This window comes from Mumia sp. zg.B17 (assembly GCF_019550915.1).
GTDB lineage: Bacteria > Actinomycetota > Actinomycetes > Propionibacteriales > Nocardioidaceae > Mumia.
Genome location: NZ_JAHWCI010000008.1, coordinates 276,185 through 301,298, shown reverse-complemented (window position 1 = coordinate 301,298; position 25,114 = coordinate 276,185). Strand labels below are relative to the sequence as shown.

24 protein-coding genes and 1 pseudogene are annotated in these 25,114 nt (G+C 70.5%); 13 read left to right on the top strand and 12 right to left on the bottom strand.

Annotated features, from left to right (window positions below; genetic code table 11):
* Window positions 1-21: 21 nt before the first annotated feature.
* The 3 genes from KV097_RS14715 (at window position 22) to manA (ending at window position 4,342) form a co-directional block, all read left to right on the top strand.
* Entirely contained in the window at window positions 22-1,335 is a 1,314-nt protein-coding gene (locus KV097_RS14715) for a UDP-glucose/GDP-mannose dehydrogenase family protein (RefSeq protein ID WP_220366291.1), read from the top strand.
* Window positions 1,336-1,417: 82 nt separating this feature from the next.
* The gene (locus tag KV097_RS14710; RefSeq protein ID WP_220343346.1) at window positions 1,418-3,193 is read left to right on the top strand and encodes a DEAD/DEAH box helicase; all 1,776 of its coding nucleotides are present in this window, start codon (window positions 1,418-1,420) and stop codon (window positions 3,191-3,193) included.
* 3 nt (window positions 3,194-3,196) lie between these two features.
* Window positions 3,197-4,342, top strand: coding sequence for a mannose-6-phosphate isomerase, class I (manA, locus tag KV097_RS14705; RefSeq protein WP_220366290.1), 1,146 nt, complete (start codon window positions 3,197-3,199; stop codon window positions 4,340-4,342).
* An 86-nt stretch (window positions 4,343-4,428) separates the two neighbouring features.
* Here manA and KV097_RS14700 read toward each other — a convergent pair whose 3' ends face one another.
* The 5 genes from KV097_RS14700 to cysC are packed head-to-tail and all read right to left on the bottom strand — an operon-like array spanning window position 4,429 to window position 9,460.
* Window positions 4,429-5,718, bottom strand: a complete 1,290-nt coding sequence (locus KV097_RS14700; protein WP_255559655.1) for a sulfate adenylyltransferase subunit 1 — start codon at window positions 5,716-5,718, stop codon at window positions 4,429-4,431.
* Complete coding sequence (cysD, locus tag KV097_RS14695; protein ID WP_220343348.1) at window positions 5,718-6,629, bottom strand: sulfate adenylyltransferase subunit CysD; 912 nt, start codon at window positions 6,627-6,629, stop codon at window positions 5,718-5,720. Before cysD ends, KV097_RS14700 begins: the two co-directional genes overlap by 1 nt.
* A gap of 49 nt (window positions 6,630-6,678) precedes the next feature.
* The gene (locus KV097_RS14690; protein ID WP_220366289.1) at window positions 6,679-7,350 is read right to left on the bottom strand and encodes a lysoplasmalogenase; all 672 of its coding nucleotides are present in this window, start codon (window positions 7,348-7,350) and stop codon (window positions 6,679-6,681) included.
* Window positions 7,347-8,303, bottom strand: coding sequence for a sulfite exporter TauE/SafE family protein (locus KV097_RS14685; RefSeq protein WP_220366288.1), 957 nt, complete (start codon window positions 8,301-8,303; stop codon window positions 7,347-7,349). The genes KV097_RS14690 and KV097_RS14685 overlap by 4 nt, the downstream gene beginning before the upstream one ends.
* Window positions 8,300-9,460, bottom strand: a complete 1,161-nt coding sequence (gene cysC / locus KV097_RS14680) for an adenylyl-sulfate kinase (protein ID WP_220343351.1) — start codon at window positions 9,458-9,460, stop codon at window positions 8,300-8,302. The genes KV097_RS14685 and cysC overlap by 4 nt, the downstream gene beginning before the upstream one ends.
* An 85-nt stretch (window positions 9,461-9,545) precedes the next feature.
* Between cysC and KV097_RS14675 the strand changes: the two genes are divergently transcribed.
* From KV097_RS14675 to KV097_RS14660, 4 genes are all read left to right on the top strand, one after another.
* Entirely contained in the window at window positions 9,546-9,965 is a 420-nt protein-coding gene (locus tag KV097_RS14675) for a helix-turn-helix domain-containing protein (protein ID WP_220343352.1), read from the top strand.
* Window positions 9,962-10,942: a hypothetical protein gene (locus tag KV097_RS14670; RefSeq protein WP_220366287.1), complete on the top strand. Its 981-nt coding sequence runs from the start codon at window positions 9,962-9,964 to the stop codon at window positions 10,940-10,942. The genes KV097_RS14675 and KV097_RS14670 overlap by 4 nt, the downstream gene beginning before the upstream one ends.
* A 61-nt stretch (window positions 10,943-11,003) precedes the next feature.
* Complete coding sequence (locus KV097_RS14665) at window positions 11,004-11,291, top strand: DUF2516 family protein (protein WP_220343354.1); 288 nt, start codon at window positions 11,004-11,006, stop codon at window positions 11,289-11,291.
* 70 nt (window positions 11,292-11,361) lie between these two features.
* Window positions 11,362-11,991: an alpha-ketoglutarate-dependent dioxygenase AlkB gene (locus KV097_RS14660; RefSeq protein ID WP_220366286.1), complete on the top strand. Its 630-nt coding sequence runs from the start codon at window positions 11,362-11,364 to the stop codon at window positions 11,989-11,991.
* Here the strand turns inward: KV097_RS14660 and KV097_RS14655 are convergent.
* A complete protein-coding gene (locus tag KV097_RS14655) occupies window positions 11,988-12,533 on the bottom strand; it encodes a MarR family winged helix-turn-helix transcriptional regulator (RefSeq protein ID WP_220366285.1) in 546 nt (181 codons plus the stop codon). The genes KV097_RS14660 and KV097_RS14655 overlap by 4 nt on opposite strands.
* Here KV097_RS14655 and KV097_RS19915 point away from each other — a divergent pair.
* Window positions 12,464-13,308, top strand: a pseudogene (locus KV097_RS19915) (SDR family NAD(P)-dependent oxidoreductase). The gene KV097_RS14655 and the pseudogene KV097_RS19915 overlap by 70 nt on opposite strands.
* A 17-nt stretch (window positions 13,309-13,325) precedes the next feature.
* Here the strand turns inward: KV097_RS19915 and typA are convergent.
* Window positions 13,326-15,200 (bottom strand): translational GTPase TypA, encoded by a 1,875-nt coding sequence (typA, locus tag KV097_RS14645; protein WP_220346038.1) that lies wholly within the window; start codon window positions 15,198-15,200, stop codon window positions 13,326-13,328.
* Between the two features lie 224 nt (window positions 15,201-15,424).
* Here typA and KV097_RS14640 point away from each other — a divergent pair, with 224 nt between their 5' ends.
* A complete protein-coding gene (locus KV097_RS14640) occupies window positions 15,425-17,029 on the top strand; it encodes a DHA2 family efflux MFS transporter permease subunit (protein WP_220366283.1) in 1,605 nt (534 codons plus the stop codon).
* On the opposite strand, the gene KV097_RS14635 is transcribed toward KV097_RS14640, so the two are convergent.
* From KV097_RS14635 to KV097_RS14625, 3 genes are all read right to left on the bottom strand, one after another.
* On the bottom strand, window positions 16,989-17,747 hold the full coding sequence (locus KV097_RS14635) for an SDR family NAD(P)-dependent oxidoreductase (protein WP_220343360.1): 759 nt from the start codon (window positions 17,745-17,747) through the stop codon (window positions 16,989-16,991). The genes KV097_RS14640 and KV097_RS14635 overlap by 41 nt on opposite strands.
* Window positions 17,748-17,754: 7 nt before the next feature.
* Window positions 17,755-18,894 (bottom strand): acyl-CoA dehydrogenase family protein, encoded by a 1,140-nt coding sequence (locus tag KV097_RS14630; protein ID WP_220366282.1) that lies wholly within the window; start codon window positions 18,892-18,894, stop codon window positions 17,755-17,757.
* A 72-nt stretch (window positions 18,895-18,966) separates the two neighbouring features.
* On the bottom strand, window positions 18,967-19,725 hold the full coding sequence (locus KV097_RS14625) for an SDR family NAD(P)-dependent oxidoreductase (protein ID WP_220343362.1): 759 nt from the start codon (window positions 19,723-19,725) through the stop codon (window positions 18,967-18,969).
* Window positions 19,726-19,836: 111 nt separating this feature from the next.
* Here KV097_RS14625 and mshA point away from each other — a divergent pair, with 111 nt between their 5' ends.
* Window positions 19,837-21,078: a D-inositol-3-phosphate glycosyltransferase gene (mshA, locus tag KV097_RS14620; protein WP_220366552.1), complete on the top strand. Its 1,242-nt coding sequence runs from the start codon at window positions 19,837-19,839 to the stop codon at window positions 21,076-21,078.
* A gap of 19 nt (window positions 21,079-21,097) precedes the next feature.
* The gene (locus tag KV097_RS14615; RefSeq protein WP_374106993.1) at window positions 21,098-21,631 is read left to right on the top strand and encodes a YbjN domain-containing protein; all 534 of its coding nucleotides are present in this window, start codon (window positions 21,098-21,100) and stop codon (window positions 21,629-21,631) included.
* Between the two features lie 18 nt (window positions 21,632-21,649).
* Here KV097_RS14615 and KV097_RS14610 read toward each other — a convergent pair whose 3' ends face one another.
* Window positions 21,650-22,666, bottom strand: a complete 1,017-nt coding sequence (locus KV097_RS14610; RefSeq protein ID WP_220343363.1) for an NAD-dependent epimerase/dehydratase family protein — start codon at window positions 22,664-22,666, stop codon at window positions 21,650-21,652.
* A 79-nt stretch (window positions 22,667-22,745) separates the two neighbouring features.
* Between KV097_RS14610 and KV097_RS14605 the strand changes: the two genes are divergently transcribed.
* Entirely contained in the window at window positions 22,746-23,495 is a 750-nt protein-coding gene (locus KV097_RS14605) for a phosphoglyceromutase (RefSeq protein WP_220366281.1), read from the top strand.
* 3 nt (window positions 23,496-23,498) lie between these two features.
* The gene (locus KV097_RS14600) at window positions 23,499-24,308 is read left to right on the top strand and encodes a sulfite exporter TauE/SafE family protein (protein WP_374106998.1); all 810 of its coding nucleotides are present in this window, start codon (window positions 23,499-23,501) and stop codon (window positions 24,306-24,308) included.
* A 28-nt stretch (window positions 24,309-24,336) separates the two neighbouring features.
* On the opposite strand, the gene phoU is transcribed toward KV097_RS14600, so the two are convergent.
* On the bottom strand, window positions 24,337-24,984 hold the full coding sequence (phoU, locus tag KV097_RS14595) for a phosphate signaling complex protein PhoU (protein WP_220343366.1): 648 nt from the start codon (window positions 24,982-24,984) through the stop codon (window positions 24,337-24,339).
* Window positions 24,985-25,114 lie beyond the last annotated feature (130 nt).

Sequence of the window (25,114 nt, the reverse complement as noted above, 5' to 3'; positions counted from 1 at the left end):
ACCGCTTGCTAGGGTCCCCGCATGCGTATCTCGGTCATCGGCTGCTCCTACCTGGGCGCCGTCACCTCGTCGTGCCTGGCGCGGATGGGTCATGACGTCACCGGAGTCGACATCGCCACCCGTATCGTCGACGACCTATCGGCCGGGCGTGCGCCGTTCTTCGAGCCCGGACTCCAGGATCTCCTGAGCGAGCAGCGCGACACCGGCCGGCTCCGCTACACGACCGACCCTGCGGCCGTCGCCGGGAGCACGGTCCATTTCGTGTGCGTCGGCACGCCCCAGAGCGCGGGCGAGAACGCGGCCGACCTCAGCCAGGTCGACAGTGCGATCGAGGGCCTGCTGCCACACCTTGCACCGGGTGACGTGGTCGTCGGCAAGTCCACGGTGCCGGTGGGCACGGCGGCCCGGATCGCCGCCCGGATCGCGCAGGTGCAGCCCGAGGCCACGCTCGTCTGGAACCCGGAGTTCCTGCGTGAGGGCTTCGCCGTCGAGGACACGCTGCACCCCGACCGGATCGTCTACGGGTTGCCGGAGGGCGCCGCCGGCGCGCGGGCGCGGGCCGTCCTCGACGAGGTGTACGCCGCGCCGCTCGCCGAGGGTGCGCCGCTGGTCGTCACCGACTACCCGACCGCCGAGCTGGTGAAGGTGGCCGCCAACTCGTTCCTGGCCACCAAGATCTCCTTCATCAACGCGATGGCCGAGCTGTGCGAGGTCGCCGGAGCCGACGTGACCGCACTGGCCGACGCGATCGGCCACGACGACCGCATCGGACGCAAGTTCCTCAACGCCGGGATCGGGTTCGGCGGCGGCTGCCTGCCGAAGGACATCCGTGCGTTCATGGCTCGCGCTGGCGAGCTCGGTGCCGACGAGGCGCTGACCTTCCTCCGCGAGGTCGACACGATCAACCTGCGTCGCCGCGACAGGGTGGTCGAGATCGCGCGCCAGGTCCTCGACGGCGCCGTCACCGGCCGTACGATCGCCGTGCTCGGTGCCGCCTTCAAGCCCAACAGCGACGACGTCCGCGACTCGCCCGCGCTGGACGTGGCAGCGCGCCTGCACGTCCACGGCGCCGAGGTGCGTGTCACCGACCCCCACGCGATCGACAACGCGCGCCGCCTGCACCCCGAGCTGACCTATGTGCCGTCGGTCGACGAGGCCGTGGACGGCGCCGACCTCGTCCTCCTGCTCACCGAGTGGCGCGAGTACGTCGCGCTCGACCCGGCAGCCCTGGCCAAGCAGGTCCGCGGCGCCGTCGTGGTGGACGGACGCAACGTGCTCGACCCGATCCAGTGGCGCGAGGCCGGCTGGACCTACCGGGGTCTCGGCCGGCCGTAGTCAGCCGCGCCCCGACGCACGTCCAATATCACACCCGCCCGATTCGTGGTCCGGCGTGCCCGGCCCATAGACTTGATTGGCTATGACTGAATCCGCGCCACTCGATGCGCACCCTTCTTTTGCTGACCTTCTCGACGACGAGCGGCTGGTCCGCGCCCTTGCTGACGTCGGCTACGAATCGCCGTCCCCCATCCAGGCCGAGGCGATCCCCCCGCTGCTCGCCGGCCGCGACATCATCGGCATGGCGCAGACCGGCACCGGCAAGACCGCTGCCTTCGCGCTGCCGATCCTGTCCGGCATCGACGTGTCCCGACGCGACACGCAGGCACTCGTGCTGGCCCCGACCCGTGAGCTGGCGCTCCAGGTCTCCGAGGCGTTCGCGTCGTACGCCAAGCACCTGCCCGGCCTCAACGTCGTCCCCGTCTACGGTGGGGCGGGCTACACCGAGCAGCTCGCCGCGCTCCGCAAGGGCGCGCACGTCGTCGTCGGCACGCCCGGTCGCGTGATCGACCACCTCGAGCGCGGCCGCCTCGACCTGACGACCATCTCCTACCTCGTCCTCGACGAGGCCGACGAGATGCTCAAGATGGGCTTCGCCGAGGACGTCGAGCGGATCCTGCGCGACACACCCACGACGAAGCAGGTGGCGCTGTTCTCGGCCACGATGCCGTCGACGATCCGCCGACTGGCCAACCAGTACCTCAAGGATCCCATCGAGGTGAGGGTCAAGGCCAAGACGGTCACCGCCAAGAACGTGCGCCAGCGCTGGCTGCTGGTCCCGCACTTCCGCAAGCTGGACGCTCTCGCCCGCTTCCTCGAGGTCGAGCCGCACGAGGGCGTCATCGTCTTCGTCCGGACCAAGCAGGTGACCGAGGAGCTCGCCGAGCAGCTGCGGGCGTACGGCCACACGGCGCAGGCCATCAACGGCGACCTGGTGCAGGCGCAGCGTGAACGTGCCGTCAACGCGCTCAAGAACGGCTCGCTCGACATCCTCGTGGCGACCGACGTCGCGGCCCGCGGCCTCGACGTCGACCGCGTGAGCCACGTCATCAACTACGACATCCCGCACGACCCCGAGGCGTACGTGCACCGGATCGGTCGTACGGGTCGTGCTGGCCGCAGCGGTGACGCCGTCCTCTTCGTCACCCCGCGCGAGCGTCGCCTCCTGGGTGTCATCGAGCGCACCACCGGTCAGCCGGTGACGCCGATGGACATCCCGACCGCCGAGCAGGTCAACGCCCGCAGAGTCGAGCAGTTCGAGGAGGCGATCACCGACGCCCTCGCGACCAAGGACGTGCACCTCTTCCGCGGGCTCGTGGGCAAGTACGCCGCGTCCACCGGAGTGGACCCGCTCGACGTCGCGGCGGCACTCGCCGTCCGCGCCCACGAGGGACGGTCGTTCCTGCTCGACGCCAAGGACGACATCGTCCTGAGCGAGCGCGACCGAGGACGTGACCGAGCCGACCGCAGCGAGCGCCCGGAGCGACCCCAGCGGCCGACGCCGGACGGCATGGCCGTCTACCGGCTCGCCGTCGGCAAGCGTCAGCGCGCCACCCCGAAGTCGATCATGGGTGCGCTGGCCAACGAGGGCGGACTCGGCCGGTCCGACTTCGGCAACATCTCGATCCGCTTCGACCACTCGCTGGTGGAGCTGCCCGACCCGCTGCCCAGCGGCGCGGAGAGCGCACTGAGCCGGACGCGCATCGGCGGAGAGCTGATCAACCTCGAGCGCGACCGAGGCGCACGCGGCCACGCCGGTGGCAGCGGCGGGGGCCGTCGCAGCGGTGGTGGTCGATCCTGGGACAGCGCGGGCAAGGGACCAGTACGCTCGGCCAGGACGCCACGACGCAAGGGGTAGGCGATGCACGCTCTCGGCACCGTCGTCCAGCACTACGACTGGGGATCGCCCACCGTCCTCCCGACGATGCTGGGCGAGGCGGCCGACGGGCGTCCGTGGGCGGAGCTCTGGATGGGCACCCACCCGCTCGGCCAGTCGACGGTCGAGCTCGAGGGCGGCTCCACCGTGCCGCTGAGCGAGGTCGCCGGGCATCCATTGCCCTACCTCCTCAAGATCCTGGCGATCGACAAGCCCCTCTCGTTGCAGGTCCATCCCGAGGCCGTCATGGCCGAGCGAGGTTTCGCCCGCGAGAACGAGCGCGGTGTCGCGCTGGATGCTCCGCACCGCGTCTTCAAGGACCCGCACCACAAGCCCGAGATGGTCTATGCGCTGACCCCGTTCGAGGGTCTGATCGCGTTCCGCCCGACCGCCGAGGTGTGGCACGTGCTCGAAGGGTTGGAGTCACCGCTTGCACGACGCCTCCACGACGAGCTGCGGGCGGACCCCGGCTTCCCCGGCCTCGTCCGCATGGTGGGCAGGCTGCTGTCCCCGTGGATGGGGCCCACGGCCGAGGAGCTCAGCGTCTTCGTCGTGGAGTGTCGCGAGAAGTACGCGGCCGGGCTCGACCGTCGGCGCGTCTACGAGACCGTCAGCGAGCTCTCCGAGCACCACGACGGTGACCCGGGGCTGGTCGTCGCCGCCCTTCTCAACCGGATCAAGCTCAAGCCGGGGGAGGCAGCGTTCGTCGAGGTCGGCGTGCTGCACGCCTATCTCAGCGGGACGTGCGTCGAGGTGATGGCCAGCTCCGACAACGTCCTCCGTGCCGGGCTGACGACCAAGCACATCGAGCCGCAGGCGCTCGTCGACTGCGTGCGGATGGGCATGGCCGAGGCCCACGTCCTCACCCCCAAGGAGGAGGCGGGCGTTCGCGTCTTCGCCCCCGAGGTCGACGAGTTCGTGCTCGCCGCGGCGACGGTCGAGGGCACGGCAGAGGTGCTGCTCCCGGGGACGGGTCCGCGCATCGTGCTCTGCGTCGACGGCTCGGTGACCATCGAGGACACCAGCGGATCCCTGACGCTGACGCCCGCTCGGTCGGCGTTCGTGCCGCACGACGCCGGTGCCGTGCGCGTCCGGGGGACGGGCACCGTCGTGCAGGCGTACGCCCCGTGAGTTGATCGGACGACACCCCGCGACACGACGAAGGCCCGGCCAGGATCTCTCCTGGCCGGGCCTTCGTCCGTACGGCGGTCGCGCCGTCAGCCGTTGATCATCCCCGCACCGACGGTGATGCCGGTGGCCTCGTCGATCAGGATGAACGAACCGGTCGTGCGGTTCTTCTCGTACGGGTCGGCGAACAGCGGTGCCGTGGTGCGCAGCTTGACGCGGCCGATCTCGTTGAGACCGAGCTCTCCGGTCTCCAGGTCACGGTGCAGCGTGTTGATGTCGAGGCGGTACTGGACCTCCTTGACCATGGCGCGTGCGCTGCGGGTCGTGTGCTTGATCGCGAGCTTCTGACGCGGGCGCAGCGGGGTGTTGGTCATCCAGCAGATCATCGCGTCGATGTCCTGCGTGGGCGTCGGAGCGTTCTGCGGGCGGCAGATCATGTCGCCTCGCGACACGTCGAGGTCGTCGGAGAGACGGACCGTCACCGACATCGGGGGGAAAGCCTCGGCGACCGGCTGGTCGAAGAGGTCGATCGCCTCGATGGTCGTCGTGAACCCGCTCGGGAGCACCTGGACCTGGTCGCCCGGCTTGAGCACACCGCCGGCGACCTGGCCGGCGTAGCCCCGGTAGTCGTGGAACTCGTCGGACTTGGGACGCACGACGTACTGCACGGGGAACCGGGTGTCGACGAGGTCACGGTCGGAGGACACGTGCACGTTCTCGAGGTGGTGGAGAAGCGACGTCCCCTGGTACCAGGGCATCTTGTCGCTGCGCTTGACGACGTTGTCGCCCTGGAGCGCCGAGATCGGGATCACCGTCAGGTCGGGGATCGCGAGCTTGGCCGCGAACGTGTCGAACTCGTCGCGGATCTTCTCGTACACGGTCTGGTCGTAGTCGACGAGGTCCATCTTGTTGACCGCGAGGACCAGGTGGGGGACGCGAAGCAGCGAGAGGATGACCGCGTGACGACGGCTCTGCTCGGTCAGGCCGGTGCGGGCGTCGACGAGCACCAGGCCGAGGTCGGCGGTCGAGGCGCCGGTGACCATGTTGCGGGTGTACTGAACGTGGCCCGGGGTGTCGGCGATGATGAACTTGCGCCGCGGGGTCGCGAAGTAGCGGTAGGCCACGTCGATCGTGATGCCCTGCTCGCGCTCGGAGCGCAGGCCGTCGGTGAGCAGCGCGAGGTCGGTGTAGTCGTAGCCCTTGTCCTGCGAGGTGCGCTCGACCGCCTCGAGCTGGTCCTCGAAGATCGCCTTGGAGTCGAGAAGGAGGCGCCCGATCAGCGTCGACTTGCCGTCGTCGACGGAGCCTGCGGTGGCGAAACGCAGGAGGTCCATGCGGGGGAGGGAAGTCTCGGGGGTCTCGGTGACGGTGGCGGCCATCAGAAGTAGCCCTCCTTCTTGCGGTCTTCCATGGCTGCCTCGCTGAAGCGGTCGTCGCCGCGCGTCGCGCCGCGCTCGGTCACACGGGCGATGGCGATCTCGTCGATGATCTCGGCGGTGGTCGCGGCCGCCGACTCCACGCAGCCCGTGAGCGTCATGTCGCCGACCGTGCGGAAGCGTACGAGGCGCTCCTCGGCGGCCTCGCTGCCCTTGAGCGTGAGGTGGTCGCCGGCCGACAGCAGCATGCCGTCGCGCTCGACGACCTCGCGCTTGTGCGAGAAGTAGATCGACGGGATCTCGATCTTCTCGCGGTGGATGTAGTGCCAGACGTCGAGCTCGGTCCAGTTGGACAGCGGGAAGATCCGCATGTGCTCGCCCTCGGAGATGCGCCCGTTGTAGAGGCTCCAGAGCTCGGGACGCTGGTTCTTGGGGTCCCACTGGCCGAACTCGTCGCGGTGGGAGTAGACGCGCTCCTTGGCGCGGGCCTTCTCCTCGTCGCGGCGGCCACCGCCGAACGCGGCCGTGAAGCCGTTCTCCTCGATGGCGTGGAGCAGCGTGCCGATCTGGAGGCGGTTGCGGCTGGTCTTGCCGTCCTCCACGACGACGCCGTCGGCGATGGCCTGATCGACCGAGGCGACGATCATCCGCAGGGACAACCGCTCGACCCAGTGGTCACGGGTCTCCAGGACCTCGGGGAAGTCGAACCCGGTGTCGACCTGCATCACGGGGAACGGGATCCGGGCGGGGTAGAAGGCCTTCTCGGCGAGACGGAGCATCACGATGGAGTCCTTGCCGCCGGAGAACAGCAGCACGGGCTTCTCGAACTCCGCCGCGACCTCGCGGAAGATGTGGATCGACTCGGCCTCCAGCTGGTCGAGCTGGCTCAGCCGGTAGTCATGCATGGGGGTCACCAGGGGTTCTCCCGTCGTTCCTGGGGGTTTCGATCGCGGAGCGAAGAAATCATCCTACCGACCGCTCCTCCCTCACCGAGAACGGCGCCGCATCCTGGCCGCGGACGCCCTTCGGGCGGTCGTGACGGACGATACCGACGGCGAGCAAGAGCTGGCCCGCGAGGTAGGTCAGCATGATCCAGACGCCGGCGGGCTCGGGCCGCGCGACGTCGGCGAGGCCCATGGCGATCAGGGTGTCCGAGAGAAGGAACAGCGCACCGCCCAGCCCGGCCGCGAGGCTGATGCCGAAGGCCGTGACGGCGGTGGCGGTGAGAAGCAGCGAGTAGACCACGATCGGGATCCGCAGCGCCGGCTCCTCCTCGCCGAGCGGCCCCCACAGAACACCGATCGCCGCCGACCACGCGACGAGACCCGCGATGGGGACCCACCAGCGCCGTCGCAGGCCGCGCAGGGCGCCCTGGCGGACGAACCAGGTCACGTAGCAGACGTGAGCGGCGCCGAAGCCCACCATCCCGAGGACGAACAGCCCGTCGACCTCGAGCGCCACATCTCCGACCCAGGAGAACGCGAGCGCCGCGAGGAGCAGCCGCGGACCGCCGGCACGGTAGACCCAGAGGGCGAGCGCCGGCATCAGCAGGGCCTTGGTCACCGAGGTGGCCAGGCTGTCGTCGACCGCCACCAGGGCGAGATGGACGGCGCTCAGCGCCAGGTACGGGATCATCGAGTCTCCTCGTCCGCACGGCGAGCCCGGTCGACGTCGCGCTTCTCGGCGAAGAGGTCGACGCCCTCGGGCACGCCGATGCGGTCACGGAGCAGCGCCCAGGCGATCGGCCCGAGGATCACCATCCCCGCAGCGATGAGACCGACCGCGACCGGGTCGACGCCGAGCAGGGTGAGGCCGGTCAAGGTCAGCACGACGACGATGCCGCGGCGGACGATGCCCTGGGGGACGCGGTTGGCGATGCGCGCGCCGATGTAGGTGCCGGGCGTTCCTCCGAGGATCAGCGGCACCAGCACCTCGAGGTCGACCCCGGTGATCAGGACGTGCGTGATCGCGGCGGAGAGGACCAGCGGCACGGCCTGGACCAGGTCGGTCCCGACGAGGCGTACGGCGGTGAGCGCCGGATAGAGCAGCAGCAGCGAGACCATGATCAACGAGCCGGAGCCGACGGAGGTCACGCCGACCAGGAGCCCGCCCACGGCGCCGACGAGCACCGTCGGGACCGGCCGCAGCGTGGGGTCGTCGGTGGACGCCGGGCGGCCCTGACGGACGGCCCGGACGTTGAGGAAGGAGCGCAGCGTGTAGGTCGCCGCGGTGAGGACGAGCGCGGCGCCGATCGCCGTCTTGACGAACGCCGTCTGGTCGCCCGCGCCCCCGACCGCCTCGATGATGAAGGCGCCCGCGGCGGCCGTGGGGACCGAGCCGAGCATGAGCCAGCCGGCCAGCCTCCAGTTGGGCGAGCCTTCGCGCGCGTGCACGGCGGCTCCGACCGACTTGTTGACGGAGGCGGCGACGAGATCGTTCGCGACCGCCGCCGTGGGGTTGATCCCGAGGAAGATGAGCGCGGGCGTCATCAGGGCTCCGCCGCCCATCCCGGTGAGGCCGACGACGATGCCGACCCCGAAGCTCACCGCGAGGATCGACAGCGCGCCGTAGGTGAGGATGTCGGTCATGCGCGGCCGTCCCACAGACCGGCGGCGACGAGCGCGCCCACCACCTCGTCGAGGACGTCGGGGACGGTCCGGCCGGTGGTGTCGACCGAGACGAGCGCGTCGTCCGGCACCTCGTACGGGGAGGAGATGCCGGTGAACTCCGGGATGGCTCCGGCACGGGCCTTGGCGTACAGGCCCTTGCGGTCGCGACGCTCGCACTCCTCGAGCGGTGTCGCGACGTGGACGAGCGCGAACGAGCCACCGGCCTCCTCGACCATGGCACGTACCTGCTTGCGCGTGGCGTCGAACGGAGCGATCGGTGAGCAGATCGCGACGCCGCGGTGGCGCGCGATCTCGGCAGCCACCCAGCCGATGCGCGCGATGTTGGTCTCGCGGTCCTGCTTGGAGAAGCCGAGACCCTTGCTGAGGTGGTGGCGCACGACGTCCCCGTCGAGGCTGGTGACGGTACGACGACCGTCCTCGAGAACCAGGTCGTACAGGGCCCGGGCGATCGTCGACTTGCCTGAGCCCGAGAGGCCGGTGAAGAAGACGACGAGGCCTCGCTCGTCCAACGGCGGCTGGTCGGCGGAGACGATGGCAGCGACCCGGTCGGTCAGCCGACCTGTGCCCGTGACGGCGAGCACCTCGTCGGCGTAGGCGCGGAGGACGGCGGCGGTGAGGTCGGCGTCGTCGGTCGGCTCGGGCCGACGGGCCAGCGCCACCGCCACGACCGGACGGTCCGGGAGGGCGGCGAGTGCGGCTCTCACCAGTGCGGGTGCCGTGAGCGTACGGCGCGGGTCGGGGCCGGTGCGGACGATCAGCACGGCGCGGCGTCCGGTCCGCTCCTCGGCGTCGACGACCGCCTCGACGTCGTCGACGGTCAGAGGCTGCTCGACGAGGACGGCGATCGCGTGCGGGTGCTCGGCACGGACGTCGGCGGGAGCGAGGTGCAGCCGGCGGAAGGCGCCGTAGGTCGGACGGGCCAGGGCTCGAACGGTGCGCGACTCCCGGTCGTAGGTCGCCAGGGGAAGGCCTTCGGGATCGAGAAGCTCGACGGGTCCGTGGACCTCGTCCGGGACCGCGACGTCGAGCCGGCGGTCGGCAGGCCACGCACCGAGCAGAACGAGCTCGAGATCGGCGAGCTCCCGTGCGTCGGGGGTCCACTGCGCGTCACTCACGACGGCGATTGTTTCACGCGGCATCGGGACCCATCATCGACGCCGGGCATTTGCATCTGCTTGCTCTTGCAAGCACGATGGAAGGGTGGCAAGGATCAGTGTCGGCAAGACCGTGGAGGACCTGGGCGGCTACCTGCGTGAGCAGCGTCGCCAGGCGCAGCTGTCGCTGCGGCAGCTCGCGGACCTCACCGGCGTCTCGAACCCGTATCTGAGCCAGATCGAGCGTGGACTGCGCAGGCCCTCGGCCGAGGTGCTCCAGCAGATCGCGAAGGCCCTCGCCATCTCGGCCGAGTCGGTTTACGTGCAGGCAGGGCTGCTCGACCCCGACGACTCCGTGAGCGGCGGAGGTGTCGAGGCGGCGATCGCGACCGATCCTCGGCTCGAGGAGCCTCAGCGCCGAGCGCTGCTCGAGATCTACCGCTCGTTCGTCGGCGACTCGCCGACGACGTCGGCCGCGCCAGACGACGGGACCGACCGAACCAAGACCCAGGAGACCCCATCATGAGCATCCAGGACACCATCACCAAGACCGTCATGGGCCTTCCCCTCCAGGCGCTGGCCTTCGTCGGGCAGGCGCAGTCCGCAGCGGCGTCGCTCCTCGCGCAGCTCGGCGAGCTCGACCTCGATGACGTGCAGAAGAGGATCGAGGCCGATGCCAGGGCCCTCCCGGGCCAGGCCGGCGCGCTCTACTTCGACACGATGGGCCGCCTGAAGGACGTCGACGTCGAGGAGATCTTCGACGACCTCGAGGACCGGATCGAGCACAAGCTCGAGGACATCGCCGACGACGTCAAGGAGCTCGTCGTCATGCTGGCCGCTGTGGCCCGCAACGCGGCTGCCGACGTCGCCTCCGGCTCGCCCTTGGGCAAGAAGGGCGCGCAGACCGACGGTGCGCCCGAGCGTGCGTCCAAGGCCACGGTGACCAGCGAGACGCCGATGGCCACGAAGGCGAGTGACGCCCCGACCGCCGCCGCTGCGGCGGCGTCGGCCACGAAGGCGCCGGCCGTCAAGAAGGCTCCCGCGGCCAAGAAGACGTCGACAACCAAGAAGACGTCGACAACCAAGAAGACTCCGGTGGCGAAGAAGCCCGCGACGAAGACGACGACGCCGACGGCCAAGAAGCCCGCGGCGAAGAAGACGACGCCCACGGCAAAGAAGTCCCCGGCGAAGAAGACGACGCCGACCGCGAAGAAGGCCTCGTCGACACCGACCGCGACGACGGCCGCGAAGGCCGCCGCAAAGAAGTCCCCGGCGGTCAAGAAGGCACCGACGGCCAAGAAGTCCGCCTCCGCCAAGAAGGCGGCAGCCGAGACGGCGCCGGCCGCGCCCGCGACGGCCTCCCCGACGAAGAAGGTCCCCGCCAAGAAGTCCTCCACGGCGAAGAAGGCGCCGTCGACGCCGTCGGCTGCCACGAAGACGCCGGTCAAGAGGGCGGCGCCGTCGACTCCGGCCGGCCCGGGGACGGCCGGCGACGGTCGCTGACGTGTCGTCGGAGCGCGTCCACGGCTGACGGCAACGCGCTCCGACGGGCTACGCTCGGGGGGTGTTCGATCTCTTCGCCGTCCAGAGCCTCGTCGAGCTGATCATCACCGTGCTGATGATCGCGGCCAAGGGGTTCGCCGTTGTCGACGCGGTCTCGCGCTCGCCGCAGGCCTTCGTTGCGGCCGACAAGCAGACCAAGCCGTTCTGGGTCATCCTGCTCGCGCTGGCCCTCGTGGCGAACCTGCTGATCTGGCAGCCCATCGGCATCCTCAACCTCGCCGGGATCGTGGCGGCTCTCGTCTATCTGGCCGACGCGCGTCCCGCGCTCCAGCAGGTCAGCGGACGCTGAGGGGCGGCGAGACCCGCCGTACGACGCCACCGTCGAACACGTGTTCGACGGTTGGCGGTACGCTGGGGCCATGTCCGTGCAGTTCCAGGGCTCGCTCTTCGACTCCGCCGACGAGCCCACGCTGGGTCCGCTCAAGGGTCAGGTTGTGCGCCACGACCTGGCGGACGGCGCCTGGGTCGACGTCCGCCCTCGCTGGGTGGACGGCGCCGACGACCTCTTCGCGCATCTCCACGACACCGTCTCGTGGCGTGCTGACGAGCGTGAGATGTACGAACGCATCGTCGCGGTGCCTCGGCTCCTGGCGTGGTTCGGTGAGCGCAGCGCCTGGCCGCACCCGGCCCTCGACGAGGCCCGCGAGCGGCTCGGCGACCACTACGAGACGGAGCTCGGGGGGCGTTTCGCGACGGCCGGGCTGTGCCTCTATCGCGACGGCCGCGACTCCGTCGCCTGGCATGGCGATCGCATCGGTCGCAGTCGTACGCAGGACACGGTGGTGGCGATCCTGTCCCTCGGGTCGCCCCGGAGGCTCGCGCTGCGACCGCGTGGTGGCGGCACCTCCTTGTCCTTCACCCTCGGGTCGGGCGACCTGCTGGTGATGGGTGGGTCGTGTCAGCGCACCTGGGAGCACGCGATCCCCAAGACGTCGAAGCCCGTCGGGCCGCGCATCAGCGTCCAGCTCAGGCCACGGGGCGTCGGTTAGGCGGGCTCGGTGGGGTCGTCGCCGAGCAGGTCGTCGAGCAGGGAGGCGAGACCGTCCTCCAGGGCTGCGCGCTGAGCGGGCGTGAGACGTTCGAGGACGCGTTCCTCGTGTGCCAGCAGCGAGACGACGACGCGCTCCACCTCGGCGTGCCCGGCCGCCGTGAGTGTGACGGCGACGGCCCGCCGTGCCGCGGCCGACGGCTCGCGGACGACGAGTCCGTCCTCCTCGGCGCGTGCGACTCGCTGCGAGATCGCCCCTGCCGTGACGAGGGACTGCTCGCCGAGCTGTCGCGTCGTGAGCGAGTACGGCGGCCCTGACCGTCGCAGCGTGCTCACGAGGTCCAGGGTGCCGGCGTCCATGCCGAGGGTTCGGAGCGTCCGTCGACGTTGGTCGGCCAGCAGCTTGGCCACCCGCCAGAGCGGGGTGAGCAGGAGGATCGACGAGGTGGCGACGCCAGGGAGCTCGCGCTCCCATGCTCGGGCGATCTCCTCCGCCGACAGTGGACCCACATCGTCCAGGGGCGATTCCCCGGTTTCGCTCATGGCTGCTCCTCGCTATGTTTAGGTCTAAACATAGCGAGGAAGGACAGCGGATGCCACGAGACGTGCTGATCACCGGGGGATCTGGAGGGATCGGACAGGAGCTGGCGCGACGCTGCGTCGAGATCGGTGACCGGGTCGTCGTCACAGGGCGGGACGAAGGGCGGCTCGTCGCCTCGGTCGAGAGGTCAGGCGCTCGTCCGGTCGTCTGCGACCCCACGCGGCCGGAGGAGGTCGAGGCGCTCGTCCGTCAGGTCGGCGGCTCGGTCGACGTGCTGGTGAACATGTCGGGTGGCAACGCCGACTTCGACCGGCAGGGTGTGGATCACCCCAGGCTCGACGACGTCGCCGACACTTGGCGGACGAACCTCGACACCAATCTGCTGAGCACCGTGCTCGTGACGACCGCCGCCCTCGGCGACATGCGTCCAGGCGGTGCGGTCGTCAACGTCGGGTCGATCGGCGCGGAGTACGCCAGCACCTCGTACGGGGTCGCGAAGGCGGCCGTCCAGGCATGGACGGCAGGCCTTTCACGGGAGGTGGCCCGCGGGGCATCACGGTCAACTCCGTGTCCCCGGGCTACATCGAGGACACGGGCTACTTCAAAGGCCGGCTCACGCCGCAGCGCCGCACGACGCTCGTCGAGGCCACGCACGACAAGCGTGCGGGGCTGCCCGCCGACGTCGCGGAGACCGTGCTCTTCCTCGCCTCGGCCGGCGCTCGCCACATCACGGGCCAGACGGTCCACGTCAACGGGGGTGCATTCACCACCCGTTGACGTGGAGCGTCAGAGCCTCAGCCCTTGGGGCCGCGGCGCTTCGACCGGGCGCGCTCGCCGGCGTCCAGGATCACCTTGCGGATCCGGACGTTCGACGGCGTGACCTCGACGCACTCGTCCTCACGGCAGAACTCCAGGCTCTGCTCCAGCGACAGCTTGCGCGGCGGGATCAGCTTCTCGAAGTTGTCGGAGGTGGCGGAGCGGACGTTGGTCTGCTTCTTCTCCTTGGTGATGTTCACGTCCATGTCGTCTTCGCGGCTGTTCTCGCCGACGATCATGCCCTCGTAGACCTCGGTCGTCGGGTCGACGAACATCACGCCGCGCTCCTGCAGGCTCGTCATCGCGTACGCCGAGGCCGCACCGGCGCGGTCCGCGACGAGCGATCCGCTCGGGCGCGTCGAGATCTCGCCGAGCCACGGCTCGTACCCCTCGAAGACGTGGTGCGCGATGCCGGTGCCGCGGGTGTCGGTGAGGAACTCCGTACGGAAGCCGATCAGGCCGCGCGCCGGGACCAGGAACTCCATGCGGACCCAGCCGGTGCCGTGGTTCGTCATCTGCTCCATGCGGCCCTTGCGGACGGCGAGGAGCTGCGTGACGGTGCCGAGGTACTCCTCAGGGCAGTCGATGGTCAGCCGCTCGACGGGCTCGTGGACCTTGCCGTCCACGATGCGGGTGACGACCTCGGGCTTGCCCACGGTGAGCTCGAAACCCTCGCGGCGCATCTGCTCCACGAGGATCGCCAGCGCCAGCTCGCCACGGCCCTGGACCTCCCAGGCATCCGGGCGCTCGGTCGGGAGCACCTTGATCGACACGTTGCCGACCAGCTCACGCTCGAGGCGGTCCTTGACGAGGCGAGCGGTGACCTTGGTGCCCTTCTCGCGACCGGCGAGCGGTGAGGTGTTCGTGCCGATCGTCATCGAGATCGCCGGCTCGTCGATCTGGATGAGGGGGAGCGGCTTCGGGTCGTCCGGATCGGCGAGCGTCTCGCCGATCATGATCTCCGGGATACCGGCGACGGCGACGATGTCACCGGGGTTCGCCTCCTCGGCGGGGACACGCTCGAGCTCCTCGGTCCGGAGCAGCTCGGTGATCTTCACCCGGTCGACGGAGCCGTCGCGCTTGCACCACGCGACCTGAGTGCCCTTGCGCAGCGTGCCCTCGTGGACGCGGATCAGCGCGAGACGGCCGAGGAACGGCGAGGCGTCCAGGTTGGTGACGTGCGCCTGGAGAGGGGCGCCCTCGGTGTAGGTCGGGGCGGGGACGGTGTCGAGGATCGTCTGGAACAGCGGGGCAAGATCCTCGCTGTCGGGCAGACCGCCGTCCGCGGGCTGGGTGAGCGAGGCGCGTCCGGCCTTCGCCGACGCGTACACGACCGGGAAGTCGAGCGCCTCGGTATCGGTCGAGTCGTCGAGCAGGTCCATGAACAGCTCGTACGCCTCCTCGACGACCTCGCTGATGCGGGCGTCGGGACGGTCGACCTTGTTGACGACGAGGACGACCGGCATCTTGGCGTGCAGCGCCTTGCGGAGCACGAAGCGCGTCTGCGGCAGGGGACCCTCGGACGCGTCGACGAGGAGCACCACGCCGTCGACCATGGAGAGCCCGCGCTCGACCTCGCCGCCGAAGTCGGCGTGCCCCGGGGTGTCGATGATGTTGATCGTGACGCCGCCCTCGGGCGCGCCAGGGCCGGCGTACTGCACCGCGGTGTTCTTGGCGAGGATCGTGATGCCCTTCTCGCGCTCGAGGTCACCGGAGTCCATCGCGCGCTCTGCCAGCTGGTGGTGCTCGTCGAAGCTTCCCTGCTGCTGGAGCATCGCGTCGACGAGTGTGGTCTTGCCATGGTCGACGTGCGCGACGATGGCGACGTTGCGGAGGTCAGAGCGAATGGGCATGCGCTGGCGTTCGGTCCTTGCGTGGGAGAGGCGCCGGACAGTACGCACGGCGCGGAGCATCGTCCATCTTACCGAGAGGGGCACAACGGTCGCTCCATCCGGCCCGGTGTGACGTGGCTCTCGTGTTCGCTCTCCGCAAATTCCGATGACATCTGTCGGTGCCAGGGGTCACTGTGGACGGTGCGACACCGGGGGGTGCCAACCTGTCACGGAAGGCAGACCACATGACCGACACGCAGCGCTCGACCTCGCAGACGCCCGACTACCCGGAGAACATCGACGCCGCGGTCCTCAAGATCGCCGGAGTGGTGATCCTCGGGGTGATCATGTCGATCCTCGACATCACGGTGGTCAACGTCGCCCTGCCGACGTTCCAGCAAGAGTTCGGCTCGGCGGCCGACCCGCTCGCGTACTCGCACGTCGCGTGGACCGTCACTGCCTACACCCTCGCTCTGGCGACCGTGATCCCGCTGACCGGGTGGGCGGCCGACCGGTTCGGCACCAAGAGGCTCTTCATCGCCGCCATCGCCCTCTTCACGGCGGGCTCGGTGCTCTGCGCGGCTGCTCAGGACATCAACACCCTGATCGCCTTCCGGGTCCTCCAGGGCCTCGGCGGCGGCATGATCATGCCCCTCGGGATGACGATCCTGACCCGTGCCGCCGGCCCGCACCGCATGGGTCGGTTGATGGCGATCCTCGGCATCCCGATGCTGCTGGGTCCGATCCTCGGCCCCATCGTCGGCGGCTGGCTCATCGAGCACGCGAGCTGGCACTGGATCTTCCTGATCAACCTGCCGATCGGCGTCGCGACGATCGTCTACGCGTGGTTCGCCCTGCCGGGAGACCGGCCGGAGCCTTCGGAGTCGTTCGACTTCCTCGGCATGCTGCTGCTGTCGCCCGGGCTCGCGCTGTTCCTGTTCGGCGTCTCCTCGATCCCGGAGAAGGGGACGGTCGCCGACACGCGGGTCTGGATCCCGATGCTCGTCGGCGCGGCTCTCATGCTGGCCTTCGTCCGGCACTCGTTCCGTCCCGAGCACCCGCTGCTCGACCTCCGGCTGTTCAGGCACCGCAACCTCACGATCTCGGTGATCGTGATGTTCCTGTTCGTGGCGGCGTTCTTCGGGAGCCTGCTCCTGGTCCCGACCTACTTCCAGCAGGTCCGCGGAGAGTCGACGCTCGACGCCGGTCTCCTGGTCGCGCCGCAGGGCATCGGCGCGATGCTCACGATGCCGATCGCCGGCCGGCTCGTCGACCGGATCCCGGTGGGGCGGATCGTCCCGTTCGGGTTCCTGGGAATCCTCGTGGGGCTGTTCCCGCTGACTCAGATCACCTCGGAGACCGCCTACTGGAAGATCATCGCCGCGCTGTTCGTGATGGGTCTCGGCATGGGCGCGACGATGATGCCGGTGTTCACCTCGGCCCTCAAGACGCTCTCCCACCAGGAGGTCGCGCGCGGGACGACACTCATCAACATCAACCAGCAGATCGCGAGCTCGGTCGGCGTCGCCGTGATGTCGGTCCTGCTGACGGCCTGGCTGCCGACACAGCGCATCTGGTACGCCGTGGTGGGTTCTTGGGAGAACCCGGAGATCATCCCGCGACTGGGTGGTCAGGCCGCCGTGGACGCGGTCCTCGCCGACGCCGGTGAGGCGTTCGCGCAGACCTTCTGGGTCGCCTGGGTGCTCTTGCTGCTCGCGCTGATCCCGGTGGCGTTCCTGCCACGGCGTCGTCCCGCGGAGACCCCCGTGGGCCCAGAGGGCGCGGAGACCCCCGCGGACTCGGCGGCGGTCAGCGAGGAGCCATCCGCAGGGCTCCGTCCATCCGAATGACCTCGCCGTTCAGATAGTCGTGCTCCACGATCATCGTCACCAGGTCGGCGAACTCCGACGGCCTCGCGAGCCGCTGCGGGAACGGCACGCCGGCGGCGAGACCGGCGCGGAACTCGTCCGACACGGTCGCGAGCATCGGGGTGTCGACGATGCCCGGGGCGACGGTGCAGACCCGGATCCCGTACTGCGCCAGGTCACGCGCGGCGGGCAACGTCAGCCCGACGATGCCGCCCTTGGACGCCGCGTACGCCGCCTGGCCGATCTGACCGTCGTACGCGGCGATCGACGCGGTGTTGACGATGACCCCGCGCTGGCCGTCCTCGTCGGCCTCCGTGGCCGCGATCGCCTCGGCGGCGACGGTCATCACGTTGAAGGAACCGACGAGGTTGACCTGGACGACCTTGGCGAAGAGGTCGAGGTCGTGCGGGCCGCGCTTGGAGAGGATCCGCGCCGAGGGGCCGATCCCTGCGCAGCTCACGACCGTCCGCAGCGGGGCGCCGCCGGAGGTCGCGGCGGTCACCGCGTTGCGTACCGAGGCGGGGTCGGTGACGTCGGTCTCGACGTACGTGACGCCCTCCACCGCAGGGGCGTTCTCGATCGAGCCCGCGAGGTCCAGGGCAAAGACCGTGGCGCCGCGCTCAGCGAGGGCAGCCACGGTGGCGGCACCGAGGCCCGAGGCTCCACCGGTGACGACGGCGGCGGTGTTGACGAGGTCCATGTCTCTCCTAGCGTGCGAGGTCGCGGCCGATGACGAGCCGCTGGATCTGGTTGGTCCCCTCGAAGATCTGCATGACTTTGACCTCGCGCATGTAGCGCTCGACGGGGAAGTCCTTGGTGTAGCCGGCGCCGCCGAGCACCTGGACGGCGTCGGTGGTCACCTTCATCGCGTTGTCGGTGGCGACGAGCTTCGCGATCGACGCCTGCGTGCGGAACGGGCGCCCAGCGTCCTTGAGCCTCGCTGCGGCGAGGTACGTCGCGCGGGCCGACTCGACGGCGGCCGCCATGTCGGCGAGGAGGAAGGCCAGGCCCTGGTGCTCGATGATCGGCTTGCCGAAGGTCTCGCGCTCCCGCGCGTACGCCAGCGCGACGTCGAGCGCGCCCTGCGCAACGCCGGTCGCCACCGCGGCGATCCCGAGGCGGCCCGAGTCCAGCCCGGCCAGCGCGATCGGAAGTCCCTGACCCTCGGCGCCGAGGCGGCGCTCGACCGGGACGCGGACTCCGTCGAAGAGCATCGTCGCGGTGGTCGAGCCCATGAGGCCCATCTTGTCCTCGGGGTTGTCGACCGACAGCCCTGGCGTGCCTGCGGGCACGAGGAAGCAGGAGATCCCGCGACCGCCCTCGGAGGTCCGGGCCATGACCTTGTAGAAGTCGGCCTCGCCCCCGTGGGTGGTCCACGCCTTCGCGCCGTCGATGACGTACTCGTCGCCGTGGCGCACCGCGCGGGTGCGCATCGCTGCCGGGTCCGAGCCGGCGTGCGCCTCTGAGAGGCAGTAGGCGCCGAGCAGGTCGCCGCCGAGCATGTCCGGGAGCCACCGTGCCTTCTGCTCGTCGGTGCCCGCGGTGAACAGCCCGAAGCACGAGAGTGCGTGCACGCTGGTCCCGACACCGACCGACGCCCACGCGGTGGCGATCTCCTCGACCACCTGCAGGTAGACCTCGTACGGCTGCCCGCTGCCGCCGTACTCCTCGGGGTACGGCAGGCCCAGCAGGCCGGCCTGTCCGAGCGTCCGGAAGACCTCGCGGGGGAAGGTCGCGGTGCGCTCGGCCTGGTCCACCCGGGGACGGAGCTCCTTGTCGACGATCGCTCGGGTCAGAGCGATGAGGTCCTCGGACTCCTCGCTCGGCATCAGTCGCTCGACGGGCATGGCACCTCTCTCGGGGTCGCGACGGCGTTGGCGCGTACGAGAAGCCTACGAGGGGCTCCTCGCGTCACCGGCTCAGGTGCGTGAGACCTTCCACGGCGCCGCCTGCGCGATCGGCTTGATGACCATGAGGTCGATGTTGACGTGCTGCGGGCGCGTGACCATCCAGCTGATCGCGTCGGCCACGTCGTCGGCGGTCAAGGGCTCCGCGACCCCCTCGTAGACGGCCTCGGCCCGCGCCTGGTCGCCGCCGAAGCGGACGAGAGAGAACTCGTCGGTGTGCACCATCCCCGGCGCGATCTCGGTGACCCGGACCGGCTCGCCGTTGAGCTCGAGACGCAGCGTCTCGGTGATCATCGCGACACCGTGCTTGGCCGCCGTGTATCCGGCGCCCCCTTCGTACGCGAGGTGGCCGGCGATCGATCCGACGTTGAGGACGGTGCCCGCGCCGCTGGCGCGCAGTGCGGGGAGGAGGGCCTTGGTCACCCGCAGCGTGCCGATGACGTTGGAGTCGTACATCTGCTGCCACGCCTCGGGGCTGGTCCGTTCGATCGGCTCCTGGCCGACGGCGCCACCGGCGTTGTTGACCAGGACGGCCAGCTCGGGACCGACCGCTGCGGCCAGCGCGTCGACCGACGCCTGGTCGGTGACGTCGCACACGACTGCGGTGCCGCCGATCTCATTGGCCAGCGCCTCGACCCGGTCGGCGCGGCGGGCCGCGCAGAGCACGTGGAAGCCGTCGGCGGCCAGACGCCGAGCGGTGGCGGCTCCGATCCCACTGCTCGCTCCGGTCACGACCGCGGTGCGCCGGTTCTCGGCGGTGCTCTCCTGCATGCCTCAGATGCTGCCACGGGGGGCTTCCGACGGTGCGGGGAGTCCCGCTCGGGGCCTGGAACGCCTGCCTAGGATGGAGGCGTGACAGCCCTCCACGTCCGTCGTGTCGCCATGGTGTCGGCGCACACGTCGCCGCTCGAGCAGCCCGGCAACGGCGATGCCGGCGGCATGAACGTGTACGTGCTGGAGCTGGCGCGTCAGCTGGCTGCCCGCTCGGTGGAGGTGGAGATCTTCACCCGGGCGACGTCCTCCGAGCAGCCTCCGGTCACCGAGGCGCTCCCGGGCGTCACGGTCCGCCACGTGCCGGCGGGTCCGTTCGAAGGGCTTCCCAAGGAGGACCTCCCGGCCCAGCTGTGCACGTTCGCCCGCGACGTCCTGCGCGCCGAGGCCACGCGGCCGGCCGGGTGGTTCGACGTCGTGCACTCGCACTACTGGCTGTCCGGCCAGGTGGGGCAGGTCGCCGCCGACCGGTGGGGTGTCCCGCTGGTCCACTCGATGCACACGATGGCCAAGGTCAAGAACGCCAACCTCGCGGTCGGCGACCTCGTCGAGCCGGCCGGTCGGGTGGCAGGGGAGGAGCAGCTCGTCGCCTCCGCCGACCGGCTGATCGCCAACACCGCCGACGAGCGCGACCAGCTGGTCACGCGGTACGCCGCCGACTCGCAGCGGGTCTCGGTCGTCCATCCCGGCGTCGACCTCGACCGCTTCCGGCCGACCGACAGGGTCGCGGCACGGGTGGCCCTGGGCCTGCCGCAGGACGCCGACGTCATCCTGTTCGCCGGCCGTATCCAGCCGCTCAAGGCCCCCGACGTCGTGCTCGAGGCCGCCGCGCACCTGATGGCGGGCGGTCGTCGCGACCGCACCGTCGTCGCGGTGGTGGGAGGGCCCTCCGGCAGCGGGATCGACCGGCCGACCGTCCTCCTCGAGCTCGCCGCCGCACTCGGCATCTCCGACCGCGTCCGGTTCGTCCCGCCGGTCGCGCAGGACCGGCTCGCGCTCTGGTACGCCGCGGCGTCGATCGTCTGCGTCCCCTCGCACAACGAGTCCTTCGGCCTGGTCGCGATCGAGGCGCAGGCGTGCGGCACCCCGGTGGTGGCGGCCAAGGTCGGTGGTCTGACGACCGCCGTCCACGACGGTGTGACCGGGCTGCTGGTCGACGGGCACGAGCCCGTCGACTACGCGGCGGCCTTCGCCCAGGTCCTCGACCAGTCGGGACTGCACGCCTCGATGCGGGAGGCCGCCGTGCACCACGCGCGGCGCTTCGGCTGGGACGTGACGGCCGAGCGTACGCTCGCGGTCTACGAGGACGCGGTCGGCCAGCCTCTGCCGTTGCCGACCGCCGTCGGTCAGTAACGCAGCGAAAGGGGAGGCCGTGGACGGTCGTACGGAGCCGGACGAGCAGGGCGCGCCATGGGCGGTTGCCGCGACGATCAGGAGCGCTCTGGCAGCAGCCGACCTCGAGCACACGGAGTTCCGGCCAGGTGTCTTCGAGGTCACGCTGCCCGGCGTCCGCAAGCTCCAGACCACCTGCCGTCTCGAGGTCGGTGACCACGCACTCGGCATCCACGCCTTCGTCGCGCGGCGCCCCGACGAGAACCACGAGGCCGTCTACCGCTGGCTCCTCGAGCGCAACCTGCGGATGTACGCCGTGGCGTTCGCCGTCGACAGCGCGGGCGACATCTATCTCGACGGCCGCCTCCCGCTGCACGCCATCACCGAGGACGAGGTCGACCGCGTCCTCGGATCGGTGCTCACCTACGCCGACGACTCGTTCAACATGATCCTCGAGCTCGGGTTCGCCAGCTCGATCCGCAAGGAGTGGGAGTGGCGGCTCTCGCGCGGTGAGTCGACGCGCAACCTGGAGGCGTTCCGTCATCTGCTCGAGAAGGACTCGGCCCAGGGCTGACGGTGCCGTGCGGCCCGCTCAGCCCCGCACCCGCGCGAGGATCCGCGCCTCGGTCTCCGCGTCGATCCCCGCAGGCTGGCGCTCGGGGTGAGGCGACGCCGTCGGACCCTCGGCTCGCAACCACGTCCAGGTGTCCGCGACCGTCTCCTCGACCGGCCGGCACCGCAGCCCGGCCGCGTGGGCAGCCGAAATGTCACCGTCGTGCAGCCCGGCCAGCTCCCCGGTCGGGGGCACCCAGATCGGTAGGTCCACCCATCCGGTGACACCCTCCTCCAGGAGCACCTCGGCCGGCACCCAGACGAGGGTCGCGTCCGCCACCGTCACGGCCAGGCACGACTCGAGCAGCTCACGCGTCGTGGTGTGCCCGGGAGGGCTGACCACGTTGTACGTGCCTCCACCCTCGCCGCCCCGGCCGGCTGTCTCGGCGCGGTCGAGCATCCACCCCGCGAGGTCCCGTCCGTCCACGTACTGGAGCGGTCGCTCGCCCGGGCCGGGAGCGAGCACGTCCCCGCCCGCAGCGACTCGCCGCAGCCACCAGGGAAGGCGGCCGACGACCTCGTACGGGCCGATCACCAGCCCCGCCCGCGCCAGCAGCGCACGGTCGCCGAACGCGTCGAGGACCGCAAGCTCGGCGCCTCGCTTCGCCGCCCCGTAGTCGTCGGCGGTGGTGGCGTCGGGATCGCCGTCGACGACAGGAGCACTCTCGTCGGCCCCCGGCACGAGCGGCCAGGCGTAGACCGACCGGCTGGAGACGTAGCCGTAGTGCGACACGCGATCGGCCAACAGCCGTGCGGAGTCACGCACCACGCTCGGCTCGTCCGACCAGGTGTCGAGGACGGCGTCCCACGTCTCACCGGCGAGCGCGTCGGCGAAGGCTCGGGCGTCGCGGCGGTCGGCGTACCGGGCGTCGGCACCCCGCGCGGGCGATCCGCTGGTGCCCCGGGTCACGGTGGTGACGTCGTGGCCACGGGCCAGCGCGGCCTCGACGGCGGCGCGGCCGACGTGGTGGGTCCCTCCGAGGATGAGCAGGCGCATGTCTCGAGCCTGGCCGATCGCGCGCCCGGGCGGCAAGGTCTTCCGCTCAGGGCGGAGCCGTCGTCGCTAGGGTGAGCGCATGAGTGCCTACACCCTCGTCCTGCTGCGCCACGGCGAGAGCCAGTGGAACAAGAAGAACCTCTTCACCGGCTGGGTCGATGTCGACCTCACCGAGAAGGGTGAGGCCGAGGCCCGCGCCGCGGCACTCCTGATGGCCGAGGCCGGTCTGTTCCCCGACGTGATGCACACGTCGCTGCTGCGCCGCGCGATCCGCACCGGCCAGATCGCCCTCGACGGCATCGACCGCCACTGGATCCCGGTGCGGCGGTCGTGGCGGCTGAACGAGCGCCACTACGGGGCGCTCCAGGGCAAGGACAAGAAGGCGACGCTGGAGGAGTTCGGCGAGGAGCAGTTCATGGAGTGGCGGCGCTCGTACGACGTGCCGCCGCCGCCGTTGGACGCGGACGCCGAGTTCAGCCAGTTCCACGACGTCCGCTACGCCGATCTCCCTCCGGAGGTCCGGCCGCGTACGGAGGCGCTCGCCAACGTGCTCCACCGGTTCCTCCCGTACTGGTACGACGCGATCGTCCCCGACCTGCGGCTGGGGCGGACGGTCCTGGTGGCGGCGCACGGCAACTCGCTGCGGGCGCTCGTGAAGCACCTCGACGACATGTCCGAGGAGGCCGTCGTCGGCCTCAACATCCCGACCGGGATGCCGCTGCTGTACGAGCTGGACGAGGACATGCGGCCGCTCACCAAGGGCGGCCGCTACCTCGACCCGGAGGCGGCTCGCGCCGCGGCCGAGGCGGTCGCCAACCAGGGGCGCTGACACCTGTCCGGCGTCGAGATGGCGCTGGTCCTCCTCGCGGGGGTCGGCGCGGGTGTCATCAACACGATCGTCGGCTCGGGGACCCTGATCACCTTCCCGACGCTCGTGGCGTTCGGGGTGCCGCCGGTGACGGCGACGATGAGCAACGCGGTGGGCCTGGTGCCCGGCAACATCACCGGCTCGTTCGGCTACCGGCGAGAGCTCGCCGGGCAGGGCTTCCTCGTCAGAAGGTTCCTGCCCGCCTCCCTCCTCGGCTCGCTCGTCGGGGCGTACCTGCTGCTGAACCTTCCCGAGGACACGTTCATCGCGGTGGTGCCGGTGCTGCTCGTGGTGGCGCTGGTCATGGTGGTCGCGCAGCCGCCGCTCCAGAGGTGGCTCAAGGCGCGGCGCGAGGCCAGCGGCGTCGACGAGGTCGCGCTCGACGCGATGAGCCCGCCGCGCAGTCTTGCCGCGCTGGTCACGGTGTTCGCGTGCGGGATCTACGGGGGCTACTTCGCCGCTGCCCAGGGGATCCTCCTGATCGGGCTCCTGGGGATGCTGCTGCCGTTGGCGCTGCAGCGCATGAACGCGCTCAAGAACGTGCTCGTGCTGGGGGTCAACGTGGTCTCGGCGACGACGTACGTGGTGGTCGCCACCTGGGGCGGTGGGACGCACCCGATCGACTGGACCGCCGTCGGACTCGTCGCCGCGGGTTCGCTGGTGGGCGGGTACCTCGGCGCCCGCATCGGGCGGCGTCTCCCGTCGCTGCTGCTCCGTGCCTGCATCGTGGTGCTCGGCCTCGTCGCGCTCTACACCATCATCGGCATGCGCTGACCGCCGACGGTTGCGGGCGACCCGACGCTCAGACCTGAGGCACCTCGCCGGTCACCTGGTAGACCACGCGGCGCGCGATCGAGACCGCGTGGTCGCCGGTCCGCTCGTAGTAGCGCGCGAGGAGCGCGACGTCGACCGCCGACTCCACCCCACCGGTCCAGCCGTCGCCGAGCAGCCGGTGGAACATCGTCCGGTAGAGACTGTCCATCTCGTCGTCGGCCGAGAGCAGCGCGGCCGCGGCGTCGAGGTCGTGGGTTCCGAGCACGATCGCGACGGACTCGAGCATGCCGCCGGCGACCCGGGCCATCTCCGCAACCGTCGGTCGGGCCTCCGCAGGGACCGCCAGCTCCGGCATGCGCATGCGGGCGAGCTCCGCGACGTGGACGGCGAGGTCACCGATCCGCTCGAGGTCACCGGCGATCCGCAACCCGGCCACCACGCGACGGAGGTCTGTGGCCACCGGCTGTTGAGTCGCGAGCAGGGAGATCGCATCGCTCTCGCACGACTCACGGGCGGCGTCGATCACCGCGTCTCCGCTGATGACCAGCTCGGCCGCGCCGAGGTCCCCGTCGAGGAGGGCCGCGCTCGCCCGAGCGAGCGAGAAGCGCACCGCCGTGGTCATCGCCACGAGGTCGGCGTCGAGCGCATCCAGCCGGTCGTCATAGAAGTCGCGCATGCTCGGACCCTAGAGAGTCCAGGTGAACCGTCACCGACCTGCGATGAACGAGCGGTGAACTCTGGACGAACGACCCCGTCGGTCGCCCCGCACGTTCATCAAGGACCAGGGCCCCTGCGTACGATCGAGG